The organism is Reyranella sp., assembly GCF_004297405.1.
Lineage (GTDB): Bacteria > Pseudomonadota > Alphaproteobacteria > Reyranellales > Reyranellaceae > Reyranella.
Window position 1 is genome coordinate 127,382 of sequence record NZ_SCVC01000015.1, and the last position, 21,392, is coordinate 148,773.

The 21,392-nt window shown below is 65.1% G+C and carries 26 protein-coding genes; 19 read left to right on the forward strand and 7 right to left on the reverse strand.

Translation table 11 applies throughout. The features are described from left to right. The first annotated feature begins 5 nt into the window (after positions 1 to 5). The 4 genes from EPO50_RS13005 to EPO50_RS13020 are packed head-to-tail and all read left to right on the forward strand — an operon-like array spanning position 6 to position 2,303. On the forward strand, positions 6 to 503 hold the full coding sequence (locus EPO50_RS13005) for a hypothetical protein (RefSeq protein WP_296344622.1): 498 nt from the start codon (positions 6 to 8) through the stop codon (positions 501 to 503). Next, positions 500 to 757, forward strand: a complete 258-nt coding sequence (locus tag EPO50_RS13010) for a hypothetical protein (RefSeq protein ID WP_296344623.1) — start codon at positions 500 to 502, stop codon at positions 755 to 757. The genes EPO50_RS13005 and EPO50_RS13010 overlap by 4 nt, the downstream gene beginning before the upstream one ends. Further along, positions 754 to 1,953: an MFS transporter gene (locus EPO50_RS13015; protein WP_296344625.1), complete on the forward strand. Its 1,200-nt coding sequence runs from the start codon at positions 754 to 756 to the stop codon at positions 1,951 to 1,953. The genes EPO50_RS13010 and EPO50_RS13015 overlap by 4 nt, the downstream gene beginning before the upstream one ends. Next, positions 1,950 to 2,303 (forward strand): VOC family protein, encoded by a 354-nt coding sequence (locus EPO50_RS13020; protein ID WP_296344628.1) that lies wholly within the window; start codon positions 1,950 to 1,952, stop codon positions 2,301 to 2,303. Before EPO50_RS13015 ends, EPO50_RS13020 begins: the two co-directional genes overlap by 4 nt. Positions 2,304 to 2,307: 4 nt before the next feature. Here EPO50_RS13020 and EPO50_RS13025 read toward each other — a convergent pair whose 3' ends face one another. After that, positions 2,308 to 4,203 carry a potassium transporter Kup gene (locus EPO50_RS13025; protein WP_296344631.1) on the reverse strand — a complete coding sequence of 632 codons (1,896 nt, stop codon included), beginning with the start codon at positions 4,201 to 4,203 and terminating at the stop codon, positions 2,308 to 2,310. Positions 4,204 to 4,303: 100 nt separating this feature from the next. Here EPO50_RS13025 and EPO50_RS13030 point away from each other — a divergent pair, with 100 nt between their 5' ends. The 3 genes from EPO50_RS13030 to EPO50_RS13040 are packed head-to-tail and all read left to right on the forward strand — an operon-like array spanning position 4,304 to position 6,446. Continuing rightward, positions 4,304 to 4,696, forward strand: coding sequence for a carboxymuconolactone decarboxylase family protein (locus tag EPO50_RS13030; protein WP_296344633.1), 393 nt, complete (start codon positions 4,304 to 4,306; stop codon positions 4,694 to 4,696). A gap of 5 nt (positions 4,697 to 4,701) precedes the next feature. After that, entirely contained in the window at positions 4,702 to 5,619 is a 918-nt protein-coding gene (locus EPO50_RS13035; RefSeq protein ID WP_296344636.1) for a phosphoribosylaminoimidazolesuccinocarboxamide synthase, read from the forward strand. Further along, positions 5,616 to 6,446 carry a bifunctional 2-polyprenyl-6-hydroxyphenol methylase/3-demethylubiquinol 3-O-methyltransferase UbiG gene (locus tag EPO50_RS13040; RefSeq protein WP_296344637.1) on the forward strand — a complete coding sequence of 277 codons (831 nt, stop codon included), beginning with the start codon at positions 5,616 to 5,618 and terminating at the stop codon, positions 6,444 to 6,446. The genes EPO50_RS13035 and EPO50_RS13040 overlap by 4 nt, the downstream gene beginning before the upstream one ends. On the opposite strand, the gene EPO50_RS13045 is transcribed toward EPO50_RS13040, so the two are convergent. From EPO50_RS13045 to EPO50_RS13060, 4 genes are all read right to left on the reverse strand, one after another. Next, positions 6,443 to 6,712, reverse strand: a complete 270-nt coding sequence (locus EPO50_RS13045) for a hypothetical protein (protein ID WP_296344639.1) — start codon at positions 6,710 to 6,712, stop codon at positions 6,443 to 6,445. The genes EPO50_RS13040 and EPO50_RS13045 overlap by 4 nt on opposite strands. A 53-nt stretch (positions 6,713 to 6,765) precedes the next feature. Next, entirely contained in the window at positions 6,766 to 7,677 is a 912-nt protein-coding gene (locus EPO50_RS13050) for a TerC family protein (RefSeq protein ID WP_296344641.1), read from the reverse strand. Between the two features lie 72 nt (positions 7,678 to 7,749). Continuing rightward, complete coding sequence (locus tag EPO50_RS13055; protein ID WP_296344642.1) at positions 7,750 to 8,097, reverse strand: hypothetical protein; 348 nt, start codon at positions 8,095 to 8,097, stop codon at positions 7,750 to 7,752. Between the two features lie 81 nt (positions 8,098 to 8,178). Next, positions 8,179 to 10,518 carry a heavy metal translocating P-type ATPase gene (locus EPO50_RS13060; protein WP_296344644.1) on the reverse strand — a complete coding sequence of 780 codons (2,340 nt, stop codon included), beginning with the start codon at positions 10,516 to 10,518 and terminating at the stop codon, positions 8,179 to 8,181. Positions 10,519 to 10,557: 39 nt separating this feature from the next. On the opposite strand from EPO50_RS13060, the gene EPO50_RS13065 reads away from it, so the two are divergent. From EPO50_RS13065 to EPO50_RS13115, 11 genes are all read left to right on the forward strand, one after another. Further along, a complete protein-coding gene (locus tag EPO50_RS13065; protein ID WP_296344646.1) occupies positions 10,558 to 10,833 on the forward strand; it encodes a metal-sensitive transcriptional regulator in 276 nt (91 codons plus the stop codon). A gap of 93 nt (positions 10,834 to 10,926) precedes the next feature. Next, positions 10,927 to 11,343 (forward strand): hypothetical protein, encoded by a 417-nt coding sequence (locus tag EPO50_RS13070; protein WP_296344648.1) that lies wholly within the window; start codon positions 10,927 to 10,929, stop codon positions 11,341 to 11,343. A 155-nt stretch (positions 11,344 to 11,498) separates the two neighbouring features. After that, positions 11,499 to 11,723, forward strand: coding sequence for a hypothetical protein (locus EPO50_RS13075; RefSeq protein WP_296344650.1), 225 nt, complete (start codon positions 11,499 to 11,501; stop codon positions 11,721 to 11,723). Beyond that, positions 11,720 to 13,156, forward strand: coding sequence for a TolC family protein (locus EPO50_RS13080; RefSeq protein ID WP_296344651.1), 1,437 nt, complete (start codon positions 11,720 to 11,722; stop codon positions 13,154 to 13,156). Before EPO50_RS13075 ends, EPO50_RS13080 begins: the two co-directional genes overlap by 4 nt. Positions 13,157 to 13,171: 15 nt before the next feature. Next, positions 13,172 to 14,572, forward strand: coding sequence for a copper oxidase (locus tag EPO50_RS13085; RefSeq protein ID WP_296344652.1), 1,401 nt, complete (start codon positions 13,172 to 13,174; stop codon positions 14,570 to 14,572). 20 nt (positions 14,573 to 14,592) lie between these two features. Continuing rightward, complete coding sequence (locus tag EPO50_RS13090) at positions 14,593 to 15,066, forward strand: cupredoxin family protein (protein ID WP_296344655.1); 474 nt, start codon at positions 14,593 to 14,595, stop codon at positions 15,064 to 15,066. A gap of 11 nt (positions 15,067 to 15,077) precedes the next feature. Then, entirely contained in the window at positions 15,078 to 15,368 is a 291-nt protein-coding gene (locus EPO50_RS13095; protein WP_296344657.1) for a copper-binding protein, read from the forward strand. Continuing rightward, entirely contained in the window at positions 15,365 to 15,643 is a 279-nt protein-coding gene (locus EPO50_RS13100; RefSeq protein ID WP_296344658.1) for a hypothetical protein, read from the forward strand. Before EPO50_RS13095 ends, EPO50_RS13100 begins: the two co-directional genes overlap by 4 nt. Position 15,644: 1 nt before the next feature. Continuing rightward, a complete protein-coding gene (locus EPO50_RS13105) occupies positions 15,645 to 16,100 on the forward strand; it encodes a cytochrome c (protein WP_296344660.1) in 456 nt (151 codons plus the stop codon). A 98-nt stretch (positions 16,101 to 16,198) separates the two neighbouring features. After that, positions 16,199 to 17,596, forward strand: coding sequence for a nodulation protein NfeD (locus EPO50_RS13110; protein WP_296344662.1), 1,398 nt, complete (start codon positions 16,199 to 16,201; stop codon positions 17,594 to 17,596). Between the two features lie 2 nt (positions 17,597 to 17,598). Next, positions 17,599 to 18,354, forward strand: a complete 756-nt coding sequence (locus EPO50_RS13115) for a slipin family protein (protein WP_296344699.1) — start codon at positions 17,599 to 17,601, stop codon at positions 18,352 to 18,354. 30 nt (positions 18,355 to 18,384) lie between these two features. Here the strand turns inward: EPO50_RS13115 and EPO50_RS13120 are convergent, their stop codons facing one another. Continuing rightward, entirely contained in the window at positions 18,385 to 19,377 is a 993-nt protein-coding gene (locus EPO50_RS13120; protein WP_296344663.1) for a tripartite tricarboxylate transporter substrate binding protein, read from the reverse strand. A gap of 66 nt (positions 19,378 to 19,443) precedes the next feature. Here EPO50_RS13120 and EPO50_RS13125 point away from each other — a divergent pair, with 66 nt between their 5' ends. Next, positions 19,444 to 20,652 (forward strand): CaiB/BaiF CoA-transferase family protein, encoded by a 1,209-nt coding sequence (locus tag EPO50_RS13125; RefSeq protein ID WP_296344665.1) that lies wholly within the window; start codon positions 19,444 to 19,446, stop codon positions 20,650 to 20,652. Here the strand turns inward: EPO50_RS13125 and EPO50_RS13130 are convergent. After that, a complete protein-coding gene (locus tag EPO50_RS13130; RefSeq protein ID WP_296344667.1) occupies positions 20,642 to 21,358 on the reverse strand; it encodes an alpha/beta hydrolase in 717 nt (238 codons plus the stop codon). The genes EPO50_RS13125 and EPO50_RS13130 overlap by 11 nt on opposite strands. Between the last annotated feature and the right edge of the window lie 34 nt (positions 21,359 to 21,392).

Below are 21,392 nucleotides of genomic sequence, written 5' to 3' on the forward strand. Positions count from 1 at the left end.
AAACCATGGAAAGCGCGCAGGATCAGGGGCTTAGCGCCCTGCAAAGCGACCCGAGGCCAGGCTGCGGCCGCGCTGGCTGCGCCTGCGCATTGCCTGTGAGCGAGCGCTTCGTCCTGTGGGCACTTCGCCAGTGGCAGCAGGATCGGGCACTCCCCAGCGAAGGCTCGATCCTCCATCGCGGCTTCAAGATCGCGGGGCTTCTGGAAGCGTTGCCCGACTTCGCCATCGCGATGGATGCGTTCCTGTTCGGTGCGCGCCGCGCCATCGAGATCCATGTGCCGACCTGCTCGAGTGTGAGTCGCGACGAGGCGGTGCTCGTGGCGTTGTGCGGCCTGGCGCAGGGCGATTTCGACGGCCCGCTGCTCGCCTCGCTCGACGTGATGATGGCGCCCACGGCCTCGCGCGTGGCGGCCGTGCGGCTCAAGGCCTTCGCTGTCGCCCTGTCGAGTGCGGGTCTACGGCTCACGCCGATGCCGGGCGACGCCGGCGGGAGACTCAATTGACCGCACCCATGCCCGATCGTCTCGCCGACCTGCAGCACGCCATGCGGGTGATTGCCGATGCCGTCGAAGGCCTGCCCGAGGAATGCCGTGACCTTGCCGGCAATGCCTTGCTGAACATTGCCGCCGAAGCGGTGACGCAGGATGTCGGTTGCACCGAGGCGAGCCGGATCTTCGCGCGTCTTGCCGATCTGCTTTCGCGGGGCCTCCAGCCGCCGGCTGCCGACGCAATCTCCCTCAGCGGCTTCGACGCGTGACGGCGGCGACCATCGCGTCGCCGTCGAGGCCCACCAATCCGGGGCTCCTCGCCTCGCTTCTGCTGATTGGTGGCGCCAATTCTGTCCTGTTCTCCGTACTGCCGCCGGCTGGCCGTCATCTCGGCTTCGTCGAATGGCAGATCGGTTTGATCGTCGCTTTCTCGGCCGTGGCTTACATGGTTGCTGCGGCATGGTGGGGGCGTACGAGCGACATAAAAGGTCGTCGCTACGTCGTCGTGGCCGGCATGGTGGGCTTTGGTCTCGGCGGAATCGCTTTTGCAGCAGTCTTAGATGTCGGCCTTCTCGGGTTTGCGCCGGTCATGCTCGTGCTGATCCTGCTGATCGGCGCACGCATTGCCCAGTCTGCGATCTCGGGTGGTGTTTATCCGGCAGCCCAGGCTTACATCGCTGAAGCGACACCGCCGGAAAAGCGTGCCGTCGCCCTTTCGGGAGTTACGGCCGCTTTCGCCCTCGGGACCATTCTGGGGCCGGCGATGGCGGGTCTGCTGGTCGAGATCAGGATCACTCTGCCTCTCTATGTGATCGGCCTGCTCAGCCTTCTCGCCGCGCAATGGTGCTTCGTGTCGATGAGGCCGCGGCCAGCATCGACCGGCGAGCGTCCGCTGCGACTGTCAGCCCGCGATCCGCGGGTCGCGATCTGGATCGTCATGGCGATGGTCTATTTCGTGTCGGTTGCCGGGACGCAGCAAATCCTGGGTTTCACGGTCCAGGACCGGCTCGCGCTCGACGTCGCGGCGACGGCGCGGGTCACCAGCATGATCTTCATGGCAGGTGGGCTCGTCGCCGTCCTGTTTCAGGTGTTTGTCGTGCGCCGCTCGAAATGGTCGGCGACGACGCTGATGATCGTCGGCCTTGTGGCGTCCGTGGTCATGCAGGTCGGGCTGCTCCTGGCGCGCGACGCCTGGCAGTTCGTTGCGGTCGCATTGCCGCTGGGTATTTCCTTTGCCTGTGTGTCTCCGGGCTTTTCGGCCGCCGCTTCGATCGCCGTCGGCGCACGCGAGCAGGGGGCGGCGGCGGGACTGGTCGCTGCGGCGCAGGCCGGAGGCTTCCTGGTCGGCCCGCTGACGTTTGCCGTGCTCTACCAGTTCGCGCCAGCTTCGCCCTTCCTTGTCGGCCTTGGCATTGCGGTCGTGCTGCTCCTGCTTGCTCTTTCCCGGAAGCCCACTGTCACATGACCATCGATCCTGCGCGCTGCATCCCGATCCTCGCATCGATCGATATCGCTGAGACTCGTGCCTTCTACGTCGACCAGCTCGGGTTCGCGGTTGGCTACGAGGAGGACAACTATCTCATCGTCAAACGCGACGACATGGAACTGCACTTCTGGAAGACCGACGATCGTCGCTTTCCCGAGAACACGTCCTGCTACATCCGCGGCGGCCAGGTCGCAGCGCTTCACGACGAATACAGCAAGCGCGGTGTGGCCAAGCTCTCGCCCTTCGAGGTGCGGCCGTGGAACATGAAGGAGTTCTACATTCACGACCCTCACGGCAACCTGCTGAAGTTCGGCTGCGGTGAATGGTAAGGCGCTAGATCTCGATGCGGCTGCCGAGCTCGACGACGCGGTTCGCGGGCAGACCGAAGAAGTCGCCGGCACTGGCGGCAAAACGCGACAATGCCAGGAAGAGCTTGCGCTGCCAGCGAGGCAACAGGGGTTTGCTCGACGCCGTGAAGCTGTTGCGCCCGACAAAGTAGGAGGTTCGCATCGGATCGAACGGCAGGCCCTTGTCAGCCAACCGTTCGAGATCACGTGGCACCTCGGGCTGCTCCATGAAGCCGTATCGCAGCACGATGCGATGGATGCCCTTGCCGAGATGGGCGATCTGGCTGCGATTCTCCGGTGAGACGAACGGGACGTCCGGCACCTCCACGGTGAGCAACGCGACATGCTCGTGGAGCACCTCGTTGTGCTTGAGATTGTGGAGCAGGCAGCGCGGCGCATTGCCGGAAAAAGCGGTCAGATAGACCGCCGTGCCCTGCGGGCGGTGGACGCGGCCGGGATTGATGCTGTCGAGCAGGGCTTCCAGTGGCAGCGACTCCTCGCGCTCGCGGGCAGCGACGGCGATGCGCCCCCGGAGCCAGCTCCACATGATGAGGAACATCGCGGTGGCGATGACCAGCGGGACCCAGCCGCCATCGAGGAACTTCAGCATGTTGGCCGAGAGCAGCGAAGTGTCGATTACGATGAACAGGCCGAACACCGGGATCGAGAACTGCCACGGCCACTTCCAGGCACGGACGGCCAGTGCGAACACCAGCACGCTGGTCACCAGCATCGTGCCGGTGACGGCGATGCCGTAGGCCGCGGCGAGATTGGTCGAGGACTTGAACGCGAGCACCAGGATGATGATGCCGACGAGCTGCAGCCAGTTGACGACGGGCAGGTAGACTTGTCCGAACTCGCTGGCCGAAGTGTGCTCGATATGGACGCGCGGGCTGAGGCCCAACAGCGAGGCTTGCTTTGCCATCGAGAAGGCGCCGGAGATCGTAGCCTGCGAGGCGATGACCGTGGCGGCCGTCGCCAGCCCGACCAGCGGATAGAGGGCCCAATCGGGCGCCAGCAGGAAGAACGGATTGGCGATCGCCGCCGGATCGGCCAGCAGCAGGGCGCCTTGTCCATAGTAGTTGACCAGCAGCGCCGGCAGCACGAGTCCGAGCCAGGCCATCCGGATCGGCTTGGCGCCGAAATGACCCATGTCGGCATAGAGCGCTTCTGCGCCGGTCACGGCGAGGGTGACGGCGCCCAGCGCCAGGAAGGCGACGAAGCCATTTTCCTGCATGAAGCCCACGGCATGGTGCGGCGAGAGCGCGGCCAGCACGCTGGGATTGTCGACGAGCTGGCGGATACCAAGCACGAACAGGACAACGAACCAGAGCAGTGTGATTGGCCCGAACCAGCGGCCGACGCCGGCGGTGCCGAAGCGCTGGACGGCGAACAGCCCGCACAACACACCGAGCGCGATGGGCAATACCAGGGGCTGAAAAGCGGGTGTGGCGACGTTCAGCCCTTCGACCGCGCTCAGCACCGAGATCGCGGGCGTCAGCAGACAGTCGCCATAGAAAAGGGCGGCGCCTGCGATGCCGAGCATGAGATAGACCCGGCGGCGGCGTTCCGGAATGTTGCTCTGGCGCGACACTAGCGCCATCAGCGCCAGCACACCGCCTTCGCCCTTGTTGTCGGCGCGCATCACCACGGCGACGTATTTCACCGCGACGATCAGGATCAGCGCCCAGGTGATCAGCGACAGGATGCCCAGGACATTCTCCGGCGTCGGGCGGATGCCGGTGTATTCGCTGAAGCACTCCTTGACCGTGTAGAGCGGGCTGGTGCCGATATCGCCGAAGACGACGCCAAGTGCAGCGAGTGTGAGCGCGGCCGTGCGCTTATTGCCGGTGGGCTGCCCCGGCGAATCGTTGGCCGTCATGCTTATCGTCTCTCCCCCGTCGCGCCCCTTGGCAGCCGATTGATCCTACGCGGGAATTCCCCGACGCTGCAGCTTCGAAATGTGACGATTGGAGGAAACGATGGCCGAGAGCGAAAACTACCGGAAGGGCAGCGAAATCCGGACCAAGCTGATGGGCGAGAAGTACGCCGCCGAGATGGCCAAGTCGGTCTACGACGACCCGATGATGAAGAAGTTCGGCGATTACGCCCGCGAGGCGGTCTTCGGCATGCTGTGGTCCCGGCCCGGCCTCGACCTCAAGACCAAGGCGCTGATCTGCGTCATTTCCGACACTGCCCAGGCGCGCTGGCCGGAGCTCGCCATCCACCTGCGCATGGCCCGCCGCCAGGGCTGGACGGAGGACGAATTGTCGGAGGCGCTGATGCACCTTTGCGGCTATATCGGCCTCCCGTCGGTGCGTGAGGCCATGCTCACGGCCAAGGAAGTGTTCGAGGAATTGCGCAAGGAAGGCTGAGTGCGATGGTGCTGATGACGACAAGCGACCTGCCGCTCGAACGGATCGCCCGTGGCAAGGTGCGCGATGTCTATGCCGCGGACGGCGACCGGCTGCTGCTGGTAGCGACCGACCGGGTGAGTGCCTACGACGTGGTGATGGCCGAACCCATCCCGCAGAAGGGCGCGGTGCTGACCCAGGTCAGCGCCTGGTGGTTCCGTCAACTGGGCGACGTCGTCAGCCATCACATGATCTCGGCCGACGCCGACGAGATCGTCGCGGCGGTGCCGGCTCTCAAGGGCCATCGCGACGAGATCGCCGGCCGCGCCATGCTCTGCAAGCGCGGCACGGTGTTTCCCATCGAATGCGTCGTGCGTGGCTACATCACGGGATCGGCCTGGCGTGAATACGCCAAGACGGGCACCCTGGCCGGCGAGACGCTGCCGGCGGGCTTGCAGGAAAGCGGTCGGCTCGATCCGCCGATCTTCAGCCCGGCGACCAAGGCCGAGAGCGGCCATGACGAGAACATCACCATCGCGCAGATGAAGAAGGTGCTGGGCGCCGACGTCACCGCCGAACTCGAGCGGCTGACTCGTCTGGTCTACACAAAGGGCCGGGACGTGGCGCTGAAGCAGGGCATCATCATTGCCGACACCAAGTTCGAGTTCGGCCGCACCAACTCGGGCGAGATCCTGCTGATCGACGAGGTGATGACGCCCGATAGTTCACGGTTCTGGCCGGCCGATGGCTATGCGCCCGGCAGGCCGCAACCCAGTTTCGACAAGCAGCCGCTGCGCGACTGGCTCGATGTCGAGCGCCATGCCGGTCGTTGGAACGGCGAGGCACCGGCGCCGCGGTTGCCGCCTGAAGTCGTCGAGGCGACCAGTCAGCGCTACCTCGAGGCCTATCGGCGGTTGACCGGCGCCGATCTTGTCGTGTCGTGACGGCAGATAAAGATTGGCGCGCGATCAATCGCGCCAATTGGGACGAGCGGGTCGACGTCCACCTCAAGGCGCCGGGCTATGATCTCGCACCGTTGCGTGCTGGTCGCGGCAAGTTGAACGCGATCGAGGAGGCGGAACTCGGCGACGTGCGCGGTCTCGAGGTGCTGCACCTGCAGTGCCATTTCGGCGCCGACACGCTCTGCCTCGCTCAGCGCGGCGCCATGGTGACGGGCCTCGATTTCTCGGAGCCGGCGATTGCCGCTGCACGCAGCCTCGCCGACGACTTGGGGCTGGCCGATCGGGTGCGTTTCATCTGCGCCGATCTCTATGACGCGCCTTCCGCTGTCGGCCGAGCAGCGTCTTTCGACTTGGTCTATGTCACCTGGGGCGCCACCTGCTGGCTGCCCGATATCAAGCGTTGGGCTGCGATCGTCGCGCAGTTCCTGAAGCCCGGTGGCCGGCTCTACTATGCCGACGGTCATCCGTCTGCCTATGTGTTTGACAACGAGACGAAGCTGGCCGACGGGATGCCGGGCTATTTCGCGCCGTACTTCCAGCGCGAGCCACTCGTCATGAACGACGGTTTCGACTACGCCGATCCCGACGCCAGGCTGGTGAACGCGACCAACGTGAGCTGGATGCATCCTCTGTCCGGCATCGTCGGCGGTCTGATCGAGGCCGGCCTGTCGCTCGACTGGCTGCACGAGCACGCGCAGGTGCCATGGCAGATGTTCCAGGTCCTGGTGAAACGTGACGACGGCGACTGGCACTGGCCCGACAAGCAGTGGCTGCCGCTCGCCCTCTCGCTGCAGGCAAGCCGACGCTAGGTGCGCTTTGGCAGGGTGAAGCGCCCGTCGGTGAGCTTCTTCTCCAGCACGGGGATACCTGCCGCGTAGTTGCCTTTGGCGCATTCATCCATGGCAACACCGGCGGTGACGTCGGGAAAGATCTGGCCGTTACCCTGGTTGCCCAGGTAGCGGCGGTAGAGGCTCGACAGTTCGGCGCAATAGGAAGCGTCGTCGGCCATTGCAGCCGACGGCGCCAGAAAGGATGCGAAAAGAATCGCCAGAAGTAGTGGAAGCTTGCGGGACATTTTCGCGGTCCTACGCCGCGGTCATGAGCCCCGCAAGCATCGCAGACTTCACCTCAGCGTGTGTCGCGGGCAGCCCGCTGGTTCCGCTGCAGGAACTGCTCGCGTGCCCACAGGAAGAGGGCGGCGAGCGGGAGCCAGCCGATCCAACGCAGCCCCTCGAGGAAATATTCGCCTTCGCTGGTGGCGCGCAGGTAGTCGACCTGCATTTTCCACACCGAGCCCGCGACTTCGAACGCCAGCATCCAGACCAGCAGCGCCGGCAGCAGCACGGTCAGTGGCTTCATCTGCGGCGACAGGCGCTCGGCGTACCAAGGCGCCAGCGAGATCGAGAAGATCAGCACCGCGGTCACCAGCTTGCTGGCGGGATGGGCTTCGAACCACGAGACCAGGAACGGCTCGCGGATGATCATGGTGTAGGCCGTCCAGGCTAGTACCGCGCCGCCCAGCAGGATGACCGAGGGGAAGCGGTCGACCAGCTTGATCACCAGCTTGCTGCCCCAGACGATGATCGGCACGCTGATGGCGAGGCCCAGGACGATCAGCAGGACGCTGCCGTGCGCGGCGCCGCCGATCGCCAGCACGTTGTCGACGCCCATCACCGCATCCGCAATCACGATGGTGCGCACTGCGCCGGCGAAGGTAGTGGCCGGTTTGGCGAGGTGGCTCTCCTCATGGCCGCCGCCCTCGGGCGTCAGCAGCTTGCGGGCGATCCAGACCAGAGCGAGACCACCGACGAGCATGAAGCCCGGCACGGCCAGGATGTAGACCACGATGATCGCCATGAAGGCGCGGATGGCGATGGCGCCGAAGGTGCCCCAGAAGATGACCTTGTTCTGGCTCTCCTTGGGCAGATTGCGGGCGACCAGGCCGATGATCAGGGCGTTATCGCCCGCCAGCACGAGGTCGATCAGGACGATGGCAAGAAGTGCCGACAGGAAGCCTGTCGAAAAGATATCGAGTTCCACGAGTAGTCTCCAACAACGAGTATGCGTGTGCCGCCGTCCCCGCGAGGGGCGGTGGCGCTTTTAAGTCCGTTGTCAGAGCTTGATGGGCACTTTCTCGGTATTCCGCGGCGGGGCGGGTTCCAGCGGCCTGAAGAAGGCACCAGCGACGATGCGCAACACCATGATGCCTGTCGCCATCACGCCACCGGCCAGCAGAAGCTGCAACAGATGCCAGTGCCGCATCGCCAGCACAGAGAACTCGCCGCCGAGATCGAACAGGGCATATTCGAAACCCAGTTCGCCGAACACCGACGGATCGACGGCGTCACCATAGGCGGCCAGGATCATGCAGATCACCACCGAGGCGACGAACAGCTCGCCGCTCGGAGACACTGTCCGGACGGCGTTGGCTGCGCGGTGCGATCGGCGGATCAGAAGCATAGTTCATCCAATTTCCGATCCGCTCCGCCGGAGATCAAGCGTAAAGCGACACGGCCGTTCCGAATTGTCGCAGCTTCGACGTCAGATCTTGAGTCGCCGCAGGCGTAGCGCGTTGCCGATCACACTGACTGAACTTAGCGCCATGGCGGCGGCGGCGATGATGGGAGACAGCAGAATTCCGAAGAACGGATAGAGGATGCCCGCTGCGATCGGAACGCCTGCCGCGTTGTAGACGAAGGCAAAGAAAAGGTTCTGGCGGATGTTCGCCATTGTCGCCTCCGACAGCCGCCGGGCACGGACGATACCCATCAGGTCGCCCTTGAGCAGGGTGACGCCTGCACTTTCGATCGCGACATCGGTGCCCGTACCCATGGCGATGCCAACCTCGGCCGCGGCCAATGCCGGCGCATCGTTGACGCCGTCGCCGGCCATGGCCACGACCCGGCCTTCGCGGCGCAGCTTCTCGATCACCGCACTCTTTTGCTCGGGCAGAACCTCGGCCTCGATCTCGGTGATGCCCAGCCGCCGCGCCACGGCCTCGGCGGTCGTGCGGTTGTCGCCAGTCAACATGACGACGCGCACCTTCTCTGCCGCCAGCGCCCGCAGCGCCTCAGGTGTCGTCTCCTTCACGGGATCGGCGATGGCCAGCACCGCGGTGGCCTTGCCGTCGACCCCCAGAAAGATCGCCGTCGCACCTTCGCCGCGCAGCCGCTCGGCCTCGCCTTCGAGGCTTGCCGTATCGATACCCTGTTCACCAAGGAATCGGGAATTGCCCAGCACGATCTTGCGGCCGTCGGCAATGCCCAGCGCGCCCTTGCCGGTCGGCGAGTCGAAGTCGGACACCGACGGCAGGGAAATATTGCGCTCGCGCGCCGCTGCGACGATCGCCAACGCCAGCGGGTGCTCGCTCGCCGTTTCGACAGCCGCCGCCAGGCGCAATGCCTCGTCCTCGGTGACACCTGCAGCCGGCACGATCGACACCAGCTTGGGCTTGCCTTCGGTCAAGGTGCCGGTCTTGTCGACAACCAGCGTGTCGACGCGCTCCATGCGTTCCAGCGCTTCGGCGTTCTTGATCAGCACGCCCGCCTGGGCGCCGCGGCCGACACCGACCATGATCGACATCGGCGTCGCCAGGCCCAGTGCGCAGGGGCAGGCGATGATCAGCACCGTCACCGCCGCGACGAGGCCGAAGGCCAGCCGCGGTTCGGGGCCGAAGGCGGTCCAGGCCGCGAAAGCCACGACGGCAACGGCGATGACGATCGGAACGAAGTAGCCCGAAACCTGGTCGGCCAGCCGCTGGATCGGCGCGCGGCTACGCTGCGCTTCGGCAACCATCTGGACGATGCGCGACAGCATCGTGTCGCGACCCACCTTCTCGGCGCGCATGACGAGGCCGCCCGTCGTGTTCAGCGTGCCGGCGATCACCTTGGCGCCGCGTTCCTTGGTCACCGGCATGGACTCGCCGGTGACCATCGATTCGTCGAGCGACGAACGACCCTCGATCACTTCGCCGTCGACCGGCACCTTCTCGCCCGGCCGCACGCGCAGGCGGTCGCCGGCCGCGACGATGTCGAGGGAGACTTCCTCGTCCGTGCCATCATCCTTCAGCCGGCGCGCCGTCTTGGGCGCGAGATTGAGCAGCGCCTTAATGGCGCCCGACGTCTGCTCGCGGGCGCGCAGTTCGAGCACCTGGCCCAGCAGGACCAGGACGGTGATCACGGCAGCGGCCTCGAAATAGACCGCGACCGTACCGTCGGCGCCGCGGAAGGCTGGCGGGAAGAGGTCGGGCAGGGCGATGGCCACGACGCTGTAGGTCCAGGCGACGCCGGTACCCATCGCGATCAGGGTGAACATGTTGAGATTGCGCGTCCGGAGGGACTGCCAGCCGCGCACGAAGAACGGCCAGCCGGCCCACAGCACGACCGGCGTCGCCAATGCGAACTGCAGCCAATTTGAGAGTTTCTGGCCGACCAGCATGTGCAGGCCGGCGAGGTGTCCTCCCATCTCCAGGATCACGACGGGGATGGCGAGCACGAGGCCGATCCACAGGCGCCGTGTCATGTCGACCAGTTCTTCGCTGGGGCCGTCGTCGAGCGAGACCTCGGCCGGCTCCAAGGCCATGCCACAGATCGGGCAGCTTCCGGGGCCGACCTGACGGATCTCCGGGTGCATGGGGCAGGTAAAGATCGTGCCGGGCGCGACCGGGGCCTGCGGTACCTCGGATGGCTTCAGGTAGCGCAGCGGCTCAGCGGTGAACTTCTGCAGGCACTTGGGATTGCAGAAATAGTAGGTCTCGCCGTCATGCACGGTCGTGTGCTTGGCCGTGGCGATCTTCACCTTCATGCCGCAAACGGGATCCGTCGCCGTGTCTTCGGCGCCGTGGGAATGGTGGTGGTCGTGCTGGCAGCAATCGTGCTTCATGGCTTGCCATCTATACCCTACGGGGGTATATTTCAAGCCATGGACGAGAAGCTCAAGAAATCCCAGCTCGCGCGGCTCAGCCGCATTGAAGGCCAGGTGCGCGGTGTTGCTCGCATGATCGAGGAAGATCGCTACTGTATTGACGTGATCACGCAGGTTCGTGCCGTGCGCGCAGCCCTCGATAAAGTCGAGCAGGAAACGCTCAGCGATCATCTGCGGCATTGCGTTGCGCACGCTTTTCACGCGGGGTCGACGCGCGAGCGCCAGACCAAGATCGACGAGCTGCTGGAAGTCCTCGACAGTCGCCGCCGTTAATCAGGCATATCGCCTATACCCTGCGGGGGTTGGGTGACTGAAAAATGGTCGGCGCGATTGACAAGACCTGAAGCGAAAGACATTTTGTGCGCCATGCGGTCGGCCAATCCCCTGAGCTACCTGATGCGAGCACTCCTGCTCGCGTTGGTGGGATTCGGCTTCGTCGTTTCCGCGGGTGCAGCCTTTGCACATGACGGACGCCACGATGGGCGCGTTGCGGCCGAACCGTCGACGCATCACGCACACGATCAGCAAGGCCAGGCGGCACAGAAGGCTTCATCCGATGAAGCCGCCAACACCGACGCCGATGCCAATCCCTGTCCCCGGAATCAGTCGCCGGACCACTCGTCGAACAACTGCTGCAACATCGCCTGCCACGCCGCCCTCGCGGCCGCGCCGATGGATCCCGTCGGGACCTTGCCGCCCCATGGCGCCCGTATCGTCGGCCTGACCGATCTGCTTGTCGGCCGCTCGAACGGCCGAACCGAACGACCTCCCAGACTCGTCTGACCTGAGCTCGCGCCAGAAGCGCGTGTCTGGTCCTGCGTTTTGGATTCGTCCTTTCAGACACCCGATCTGCGCGAACTCAGGTGATCTCCACGCCGCATGAGCGGCGGGAGCACGACTGCCTGTCTGTCGGTCACCCTTGGTTCGGATCGTCGCCCATGAAGTATCTGCCATTCCTGGCGCTCGCCTTTGGCGTAGCTGCCTGCAATTCGCCGCCTCTGGAGGAGCTGTCGCCCACCGGGCCGACCAGCCCCGAGGCCCCTGTCGTCGCAGCACCGTACCAACCGGTCATGACCGGAACGGCGCCGCATGTGCCGGTCGGGCTGAAGCCCTGGCGTGAACTGAACGACAGCGTCGCGCCCGGCGCGGGGCGCACGCCATGACCCTGCTCTCCAAGGTCACGACAACGGTTCTCGTCGGTCTGCTGGCGGGTGGTTGCGCCAAGTTCACGACGGACGGCGGCATGTCGCCTGTCACCGACACTGTGCGCGGCGAGATCGGCAAGGATGCCGTGAAGCTCTCCTCGGCCGAGGCGACGCAGCGTGCCCGCGAGCGAGTACAGGCACTGCTGTCTGAACCGCTGAGCGAGGATACCGCTGTCCAGATCGCGCTCCTCAACAATCGCGGTCTGCAGGCCGCCTACAACGACCTCGGCATCTCCGAGGCGGAATATGTCCAGGCGACCCTGCCGCCCAATCCTGCGCTCACTGTATCGCGGGTCTTCGGCCCCAGCGGCTTTGCCGAAGTCGGCTTCCAGCTCGTTGGCAATCTGCTGGCTTTTGCCACGCTGCCGCGCAAGTCCGAGATCGCGAAGCGCGAATTCGAGGAAGCCCGTTATCGTGCCGTCGCCACGACTTTGAGCCTGTCGGTGGATGCCCGGCGCGCCTACGTGCGGGCGGTGGCGGCCCGCCAGCAGCTCGCGCTGCTCGAGCAGGCCCGTCAGACCGCCGACGCCTCGGCCAACATGATGAAGCAGCTCGGCGAGACCGGCGCCGCCAACAAGCTCGATCAGGCGAGGGTAACGACCTTTTATTCCGAGCTCAGCGCGCAGGTCGCGCAGGCGCGGCTTGCCGAGAAGCGAGAACGGGAAGCGCTCAATCGCATCATGGGCCTATGGGGCAGCGACCTCGACTACAAGCTGCCATCGAGACTGCCGGTTCTTCCGGCTGCGGCCGACAACCTTGCCGATGTCGAGGTCGAAGCCATGCGGCGGAGGGTCGACCTGATCATCCTGCGCTACGAGATCGTTACTCTGGCCAAGTCGGTCGGGTTCGTCGAAGCCACGCGCTACATGTCCTTCCTCGAGCTTGGCCTGGGTTATCGCAACGAACTCGAGACCAACGACGAGGGCAAGCAATCGTCGAAGAACCGCTACGGTTTGGATCTCGGCATCGTCATTCCCGTCTTCGACACCGGCGAAGCCCGGGTGACGACGGCGCGCGAGATCTACATGCGGGCGATCAATCGGCTTACCGAACGATCGGTGAATGCGAGGTCGGAGGCTCGTCTTGCCTATTCGACCTATCGGGCGACCTACGACATCGCGCGCTACTACCAGACGCGCATCCTGCCCCTGCGCCGGCAAATCTCTTCGGAGGTTCTGCTGCGCTACAACGGCATGCTGGTCGATGTCTTCGAAGTCCTCGTCGAGGAGCGCGACCGCATCTCGGCGAATGTTGCAGCGTTGAACGCGCTGCGCGACTTCCATCTCGCCATCGCGGACCTGCAGGCGGCGTTGATCGTCGGCGGAACCGTGCCGCCCTCCGGCGTCATCAACACCACACCACCCCCCGAAACCTTGCCGCTCGGCCTCTGATCCAGGGAGCAGACCATGACTCTTTCAAGACGCGATCTCGTCGGGGCTTCGGGCCTTGCCCTGCTGGGCGCCGCCGCAATCAGCGGACGCGCACAGGCGCAATCGATCCCCGAGGCACCCCGGGTCACGACCAACACCATGCAGCCGCCGCTCTATCCAACGAGCGGGCCGGACTACCAGCCGGTGGTGACCCTGAACGGGTGGACGCTGCCCTGGCGGCAGAACGGCGACTGGAAGGAATTCCATCTCGTCGCCGAACCGGTGGAGCGCGAGATGGCGCCGGGCATGATCGCCCGGCTGTGGGGCTACAACGGCCAGAGCCCCGGCCCGACCATCGAGGCGGTGGAAGGCGACAAGGTGCGGATCTTCGTCACCAACCACCTGCCCGAACACACCACCATCCATTGGCATGGCCAGCTGCTGCCCTGCGGCATGGACGGCGTCGGCGGCCTCACGCAACCGCACATCAAACCCGGCAAGACCTTCGTCTACGAGTTCGAGCTGAAGAAGAGCGGGACGTTCATGTACCACCCGCACGCCGACGAGATGGTGCAGATGGCGATGGGCATGATGGGCTTCTTCGTGGTCCATCCGCGTGATCCCAAGCTGCACCGGGTCGACCGCGACTTCGTGTTCCTGCTCTCCGCCTACGACATCGAGCCGGGCAACTATGTCCCGAAGGTCGCGGAGATGACGAACTTCAACATGTGGACGTTCAACACACGGGTGTTTCCGGGCATCGATCCGCTGGTCGTGGCCAAGGGCGATCGGGTGCGCGTGCGCGTCGGCAATCTCACTATGACCAACCATCCGATCCATATGCACGGTTACGACTTCGAGGTGACGTGCACCGATGGCGGCTGGGTGCGGCCGGAGGCACGCTGGCCCGAGGTCACGATCGACATCCCCGTCGGCGGGATGCGTGCCTACGAGTTCGACGCGATCTATCCGGGCGACTGGGCGCTCCACTGCCACAAGTCGCACCATACGATGAACGCGATGGGGCACGACCTCCGGACGTTCATCGGCGTCAACAAGCGCACCTTCGCGCGACAGATGAAGCAGCTCGTGCCCGACTACATGCCGATGGGCAGCGCCGGCATGGCCGACATGGGCGAGATGGAGATGCCGCTGCCGGACAACACCCTGCCCATGATGACGGGCTTCGCGCAGTTCGGCGCCGTCGAGATGGGCGGCATGTTCACCGTCCTCAAGGTGCGCGAGGGGCTGGCAGCCGGCGATTACAAGGATCCCGGCTGGTACCAGCACCCGCCGGGCACGGTTGCCTGGGAATGGAAGGGGCCTGCGCCGGCGACGACGCGCGCACCCGTTCCGGCAACCGGCGCAGCTCCTGCGACAAAGCCCGGCGAGACGCTGCGCGTCGTCAAGCCGAGTGGCCACGGCAATCACAAATAATGTTCAACAAGGAGGCAACGATGAAACTTCTCGCTGTGCTTGCGACCGGCCTCGCCGTCGGTTTGCTGTCGACGACGGCCTGGGCCGATCCCGGCCACAGCCATGGCGCTGAGACGGCCTACGGAAAACCCGGCGACCCCAAGAAGCCGGCGCGCATCGTCCAGATCGTTATGCGCGAGTCCGACGGCAAGATGCTGTTCCAGCCCGACACGCTCACGGTGCGTCGTGGCGAGCAGGTTCGCTTTCAGCTGCGCAACAACGGCGTCCTCGATCACGAGTTCGTGGTCGGCACTGTCGAAGAGAACCTCAAGCACATGAAGGAAATGGAGAAGAACCCCGACATGGAGCACGACGATCCCAATGCGAAGCGCCTGAAGCCGAAGGCAACCGGCGAGATCGTCTGGCAGTTCACCAAGGCCGGCAAATTCGACTTCTCGTGCCTGATCCCCGGGCATCGCGAGGCCGGCATGTTCGGCACCATCACCGTCCAGTAGAGGAGCGTCCGATGATCAGAACGTTTGTTTCGGCCATAGCGGTTGCGTTGTTGGCTGCGGGAACAGCTTTCGCCAGCAACCATCTGGTGAGCGGCGAAGTCGTGAAGGTCGACAAGGCAGCCGCCAAGATCACGCTGAAACACGCGCCCATCAAGAATCTCGACATGGATGCCATGACCATGGTGTTCCGCGTGGCCGATCCTGCCATGCTCGACAAGGTCAAGGCCGGCGACAAGGTCAGGTTCGAGGCCGATCGCGTGAACGGCGCCATCACCATCACGTCGATGGACAAGGGCAAGTGAGCCGGTCGCTGGCAGCGGTGGCGATGGCCGCCGCTGCCTGGGCGGCAGCCGATACGGCAAGTGCGAGTGACCGCGAGCTTCAGGTGGTCCTCGACAAGCTGGGCTGCAGCCCGGCGCGCGTCGTGCCGAAGGAATTGTCGACGTCGGTTACGCTCTATGAAGTGACGTGCCGGGGCTCCGGTCGGATCGTGCAGGTCGCCTGCCTCGAACAGGAATGCTGGCCGCAGATCACCCCACGCGACGACGACCCGGGTGAAAGAGAAGAAGGCCAGTAGCATGCGACGCGTTTGGAAAGTATCGGTGGTCTTCGGCATCGCCGCGATTGCAGCCGGGACACTTTATGGTGTCCTTGGAGCAACGGACGGTCTGCGGATCGATCCGACAGATCGGCGCCAGACCGAGACCGGCCGGCGCTTCTACGCCGAAGCATGCGCCTCCTGCCATGGCGCCAATCTCGAAGGGCAGCCCAACTGGCAGAAGCGGCTACCCAACGGCCGACTGCCGGCGCCACCGCACGATGCGTCGGGCCATACCTGGCATCACCCTGACATCGATTTGTTCCGTATCACCAAGCTCGGCCCCGCCGCCTATCCGCCGGGCCACAACACCGACATGCCGGCGTTCGGTGCGCAGCTCAGCGACGACGACATCGCGGCCATCCTCGCCTATATCAAGAGCACCTGGCCGCCCGAAATCCGCGCGCGGCACGACCGGCTGAACGGAGCGCGCTGAGGCACGGTAGCCAAATTCGCTTGTCGTCCTGTGGCCGTGAAGATTACCGTAACGCCGCGGCCGGTTCACGGAGATCGATGATGGCCGCGGAGGCGACGATGCGTTTGCGACTCGCCGGTATTCTTGGCCTGTTGTGCGTCATCGGCTCGGTCGCGCTTTCCTTTGCGCAATCGGAGCCGGGGGGCGGCATGTCCGGTCGGGCCGAGCCTGCACCGATCGTCGTGGTCGACGTCAAGGGCGCGATCGGCGTCGGCACCGTCCACCTGATCGACGAGGCGTTCGCGCAGGCGCGTGCTGCCCAGGCAGGGCTGATTGTGCTGCGCCTCGATACGCCGGGTGGCCTGGTGACGGCGACGCGCGACATCATCCAGGCGATCCTTGCCTCGCCAGTTCCCGTCGCCGTCTTCATTGCGCCAAGCGGCGCGCGCGCGGCGAGTGCGGGGACCTACATTAGCTACGCCGCTCATCTCGCGGCCATGGCGCCGGGCACGCATCTCGGTGCGGCCACACCGGTGCAGATGGGAGCACCGCCGATATCGCCGCAGCCGGAGAAACCCAAGGAAGGCCAGGACGCAGGCGCTGGCGGCGCCATGGAACGCAAGATCACCAACGACGCGGTGGCCTACCTGCGTAGCCTGGCGCAGATGCGCGGCCGCAATGCCGATTGGGCGGAGAAGGCGGTGCGCGAGGCCGCGACCCTCACCGCCGAGGAGGCCGAGCGAGAAAAAGTGGTCGACCTGCTGGCCACGAGCGTCGCCGATCTGCTGGATCGCGTCGACGGCCGGCGGGTGCGCACCAGCGACGGCGAGCACGTCCTGGCGACGCGGCATGCCCGGCTGGTCGTCGTCGAGCAGGGATGGAAGGCGCGGGTGCTGGCCGTTCTGACCGACCCCAACGTTGCCTTCATCCTCCTGATGATCGGCGTCTACGGCATCATCTTCGAGTTCATGAGCCCCGGACACATCGCACCCGGTGTTGTCGGGGCGATCTGCCTAATCGTGGGCTTGATGGCGCTATCGGTCATGCCGCTCAACCTCGCCGGCGTGGCGCTGCTGGTCGCCGGGCTGGCGATGATGGTGGCAGAGGTCTTCCTGCCGGGCTTCGGCGTGCTGGGTGTGGGCGGCGCCGTCGCCTTCCTGCTCGGCGGGCTGTTCCTGTTCGATCCGGCCGGCGCCGACATCGACGTCTCCGTCGCCTGGCCGGTGCTGATTGCCGCCGTGGCGACCAACGCGCTGCTGTTGTTCGGGCTGGTCGGTATGATCATGCGCGTTCGCCGGCGGAAGGTGGCGACCGGCGCCGAGCAGATGATCGGCCTGGAAGGCGAAGTGCTCGACTGGCAGGCCGGCGAGCAGGGCGGTCGCGGCCGCATCCGTGTGCACGGCGAAATCTGGTCGGCGCGCGCCAGCCAGCCGCTTGGTGCTGGCACGCGCGTGAGGGTCGATCGTCGCGACGGCCTCACGCTCCACGTCGGCCGGATCGGGGAGAAGACGCAATGACCATGCAGACCATCGAAATCTTTGCCTGGCTGCTGCCGGTCGCGGCAATCGTTGCCATCGTGGCCATGTCGATCCGCGTTCTGCTCGAGTACGAGCGTGGCGTGGTGTTCACGCTGGGCCGCCTGCAGGCGGTCAAGGGGCCAGGTCTGATCCTGGTCATCCCGGTGGTGCAGCGCATGGTGCGGGTCGATCTGCGCACCCGCGTGCTCGACGTGCCGCCGCAGGACGTCATCTCGCGCGACAATGTCTCGGTGCGCGTCAATGCCGTGGTCTATTACCGCGTGCTCGATCCCGAAAGAGCGATCATCCAGGTCGAAGCCTTCGACCAGGCGACCAGCCAGCTTGCGCAGACCACGCTGCGCTCGGTCGTGGGGCAGCACGAGCTCGATCAGATGCTGGCCGAGCGCGACCGGCTGAACGCCGACGTCCAGCGCATTCTCGACGAGCAGACCGACGCCTGGGGCATCAAGGTCTCCAACGTCGAGCTGAAGCATATCGACCTCGATGAGAAGATGGTGCGCGCCATCGCTCGCCAGGCCGAGGCCGAGCGTCTGCGCCGTGCCAAGATCATAGACGCTGAAGGCGAGTTGCAGGCTGCCGAGAAGCTGGTTCAGGCCGGCGACATCATGGCCCGCAACCCGCAGTCCATGCAGCTCCGCTACCTCGGCACTTTGAGCAACATTGCGGGCGAGAAGAGCTCGACGATCGTCTTCCCGCTGCCGGTCGACATGCTGAACCTGCTGCGACCTAAGGAGTGAAGCGATCGGATCGCGGGTTTCGCGGCTTGCCTACTGCGGCTCGATCCGCGCGATCTTCACATACTCCGCCCACTTGGCGCGCTCGTCGCGATCCTGTTGGGCGCATTGCTCCAACGTGAGCGGGCGCGAGGTGAGGGCAAATTCCTCCGCGAGGCGCTTGGCGATCTCGGGCGAGGTAAGCGCTTCGTTGATCAGCGTGTTCAGGCGTTCCTGAACCGGCTTGGGTGTGGCCTTAGGCACAGCGATGGCGAGGAAGCCCGTGCTGGTGAAGCCGGGGAAGGTCTCTGCCAAGGTCGGAAGATCGGGATAGAGTGGGCTGCGCGCGGGCAAGGTGAGGGCGAGCGGCCGCGCCTTGTCGGCCACCACCTGGCCACGGCCGGCAGTGAGGTCGACGAACATGAACTGGATGTTTCCGGCATAGAGGTCGGTCCAGGCGTTGCCGATCGCCTTGTAGGCGACGCCCTGCCATTCGACGCCGGCGCGCTTGGCCAGAACTTCGGCCGGCACCTGCGAGCTTGCATTGAAATAGCCGAAGTTCAGCTTGCCGGGATTGGCCTTGGCATAGGCCAGCAGGTCGGCCAGCGTCTTGTAGGGGCTGGTGGCTGGCACGACGAGGAAGGCGCCGCTCGACCCGATGATGCCGACGACCTGAAAGTCCTTTTCCGGGTCGTAGCCCGGGTTCTTGTACATGTGGATGTTGGCGGCGTTGGTCGAGGTCGTCGCCAGCATCAGCGTGTAGCCATCGGGCGCAGCCGACTTCACCGAGAGTGCGCCGACGATGCCATTGGCGCCTGGCTTGTTCTCGACCACGAAGGGTTGGCCGGTCTTGTCTTCGATGTACTTGCCGACGAGCCGCGCCGTGATGTCGCCCGATCCGCCTGGCGCAAAAGGCACGATGATGCGGATCGCTTTGGTCGGGAAGGTTTCGGTCTGCGCAAGGGCTGTCCGCAGCGGCGGCAAGGTTGCAAGAACAGGAAGGGCGAGAAGGCCGCGGCGAGACAGCGACATGCGAAAATTGCTCATGGTGTTGTAGTCTAACGAAACGCGCGCGCATGGACAGCGCGCCGCTCGCAGTCCTACCTTGCAGCCATGGCAACATCTGGTCGTCCGCCGCTCGACGGCATTCGCATCGTCGATTTTTCCCGCGTGATCGCGGGTCCCATGTGCACCCAAATGCTCTCCGACATGGGCGCCGAGGTCATCAAGATCGAGAACCCCGACGGCGGGGACGACACGCGCAAGGGCGCTGGCCCGCGGGTCGGCGGTGAGAAGGGCGAGAGCCACTTCTTCATGACCTACAACAGAGGCAAGAAGAGCGTGGCGCTCGATTTCGCCAAGCCCGACGGCCAGGAAGTCGTGCACCGGCTGCTCGCTTCGGCCGACGTGATGGTCGAGAACTTCCGGCCGGGCGTATTGAAGAAATACGGCCTCGATTACCCGAGCCTGCATACGAAATATCCCAAGCTGATCTATCTCTCGATCTCGGCCTACGGCCAGAGTGGGCCGCTGTCGGACCGGCCGGGATACGATCCCGTGCTGCAAGCCGAGTCGGGCATGATGAGCGTGAACGGCGAGGCCAACGGCGAAGGCCTGCGTCACGCCATCGCGATCGTCGACACGATGACGGCAATCCATTCGACGGCCGCGGTCAACGCGGCGCTCTACGCGCGGCGTGATACCGGCAAGGGCCAGCATGTCGACCTCGCGCTCTACGACACCGCGCTCGCCTGTCTCGGCAACATGGGCTCCTACTATCTCATCGGTGGCGAACAGCCGAAGCGTGCCGGCAACGGTCACTTCGCATCTGCGCCCAACAGCTCGTTCGAGACCAGCAACGGCAAGATCTACATGGCCGTCGCCAACCAGAAGCTGTTCGGAGATACCTGCAAGGCGCTCGGCCACCCCGAATGGCTAACCGATCCGCGCTTCGACACCGTGGCCAACCGCGTCGCGAACAAGCCCGAGCTGACGCGGCTGATGGAAGAGGTGCTGAAGACCGACACCAAGGAGAACTGGGCGCATAAGCTGCGCCACCTCCCGGCCGGGCCGATCCGCACCATGAAGGAGGCGCTGGACGAACCCGAGGTGAAGCGCCGCGGCATGCTGAAGACCTACAAGCACACACGCGTCGGCGAGGTGCCGCTGATCGGCTCCAACTACCACTTCTCCGACACGCCGGTCGACGACACGCGCCCGCCGCCGGCGCTGGGCGAGCACACGGACCAGGTGCTGCGCGAGATCGCGGGCTACAGCACCGCCGAAGTGGCGGCGCTGCGCGAGAAGAAGATCATCGGTTGAGCCAAAACTTCAGGATCTGATTGGTCTCCTCGGGCTTCTCCATGGTGACGAGATGCCCGCACTGCTCGACGACGACGAGCGCGGCGGCGGGAATGGCCTTGGCCATCTCCTCCGAGAGGAACAGTGGCGTTGCCGCATCGTCGCGGCCGCACACCACGATCGTCGGGCATTTGATGCGCGGCAAGTCGGGCCGCCGATCGACCCGGATCGCTGCCAGCTCTTCCTGGCGCTTGTAGATCTCGACGCCGATCTCGCCACACATCGTCATCACCTCATCGACCAGCGGCTTGTCGGGCAGGCGATAGGCCGGAATGAAGCGCGTCATCTGCATGCCGAGGACCAGTTCGAAACGGCCTTCGTTGGCGAGCCGGATGCGGGCGCGGCGGATCGCGCGCTCCGCTTCACTCTGGCTGCGCATGCCCGTGTCGAGCAGAGCAAGTTTGGTCACACGGTCTGCGGCAAACTGCATGATCTCGACCGCCAGCATGCCGCCGAGTGACAGGCCGGCCAGGGCAAACTTTTCCGCCGGCATCTGGTCGATTACCCAGCGTGCAGCACTTTCCCAGGTGTCCCAGATCGAAAGCGGCGCCTGACGCCAGTCAGGTACGACGATCTCGGCCTGACCTTCGAGGGCTGCGACCTGCGCGGCAAACAGGCGCGGCGAGCACAGTACGCCAGGTACGAGAAGCAGGGGTGTTTTGGCCATTCATTCCTCCACGGCGAAACGTAGCGCAGCCGAT

Bases quoted from the DNA above. Each gene is read 5' to 3' on its own strand.
- EPO50_RS13025 (WP_296344631.1), bottom strand. From the start codon at position 4,203: ATGACGGCCAACGATTCGCCGGGGCAGCCCACCGGCAATAAGCGCACG.
- EPO50_RS13125 (WP_296344665.1), top strand. From the start codon at position 19,444: ATGGCAACATCTGGTCGTCCGCCGCTCGACGGCATTCGCATCGTCGAT.
- EPO50_RS13120 (WP_296344663.1), bottom strand. From the start codon at position 19,377: ATGAGCAATTTTCGCATGTCGCTGTCTCGCCGCGGCCTTCTCGCCCTT.
- EPO50_RS13005 (WP_296344622.1), top strand. From the start codon at position 6: ATGGAAAGCGCGCAGGATCAGGGGCTTAGCGCCCTGCAAAGCGACCCG.
- EPO50_RS13080 (WP_296344651.1), top strand. From the start codon at position 11,720: ATGACCCTGCTCTCCAAGGTCACGACAACGGTTCTCGTCGGTCTGCTG.
- EPO50_RS13060 (WP_296344644.1), bottom strand. From the start codon at position 10,518: ATGAAGCACGATTGCTGCCAGCACGACCACCACCATTCCCACGGCGCC.
- EPO50_RS13075 (WP_296344650.1), top strand. From the start codon at position 11,499: ATGAAGTATCTGCCATTCCTGGCGCTCGCCTTTGGCGTAGCTGCCTGC.
- EPO50_RS13055 (WP_296344642.1), bottom strand. From the start codon at position 8,097: ATGCTTCTGATCCGCCGATCGCACCGCGCAGCCAACGCCGTCCGGACA.
- EPO50_RS13030 (WP_296344633.1), top strand. From the start codon at position 4,304: ATGGCCGAGAGCGAAAACTACCGGAAGGGCAGCGAAATCCGGACCAAG.
- EPO50_RS13105 (WP_296344660.1), top strand. From the start codon at position 15,645: ATGCGACGCGTTTGGAAAGTATCGGTGGTCTTCGGCATCGCCGCGATT.
- EPO50_RS13045 (WP_296344639.1), bottom strand. From the start codon at position 6,712: ATGTCCCGCAAGCTTCCACTACTTCTGGCGATTCTTTTCGCATCCTTT.
- EPO50_RS13070 (WP_296344648.1), top strand. From the start codon at position 10,927: ATGCGGTCGGCCAATCCCCTGAGCTACCTGATGCGAGCACTCCTGCTC.
- EPO50_RS13095 (WP_296344657.1), top strand. From the start codon at position 15,078: ATGATCAGAACGTTTGTTTCGGCCATAGCGGTTGCGTTGTTGGCTGCG.
- EPO50_RS13020 (WP_296344628.1), top strand. From the start codon at position 1,950: ATGACCATCGATCCTGCGCGCTGCATCCCGATCCTCGCATCGATCGAT.
- EPO50_RS13090 (WP_296344655.1), top strand. From the start codon at position 14,593: ATGAAACTTCTCGCTGTGCTTGCGACCGGCCTCGCCGTCGGTTTGCTG.
- EPO50_RS13035 (WP_296344636.1), top strand. From the start codon at position 4,702: ATGGTGCTGATGACGACAAGCGACCTGCCGCTCGAACGGATCGCCCGT.
- EPO50_RS13065 (WP_296344646.1), top strand. From the start codon at position 10,558: ATGGACGAGAAGCTCAAGAAATCCCAGCTCGCGCGGCTCAGCCGCATT.
- EPO50_RS13085 (WP_296344652.1), top strand. From the start codon at position 13,172: ATGACTCTTTCAAGACGCGATCTCGTCGGGGCTTCGGGCCTTGCCCTG.
- EPO50_RS13115 (WP_296344699.1), top strand. From the start codon at position 17,599: ATGCAGACCATCGAAATCTTTGCCTGGCTGCTGCCGGTCGCGGCAATC.
- EPO50_RS13130 (WP_296344667.1), bottom strand. From the start codon at position 21,358: ATGGCCAAAACACCCCTGCTTCTCGTACCTGGCGTACTGTGCTCGCCG.
- EPO50_RS13110 (WP_296344662.1), top strand. From the start codon at position 16,199: ATGCGTTTGCGACTCGCCGGTATTCTTGGCCTGTTGTGCGTCATCGGC.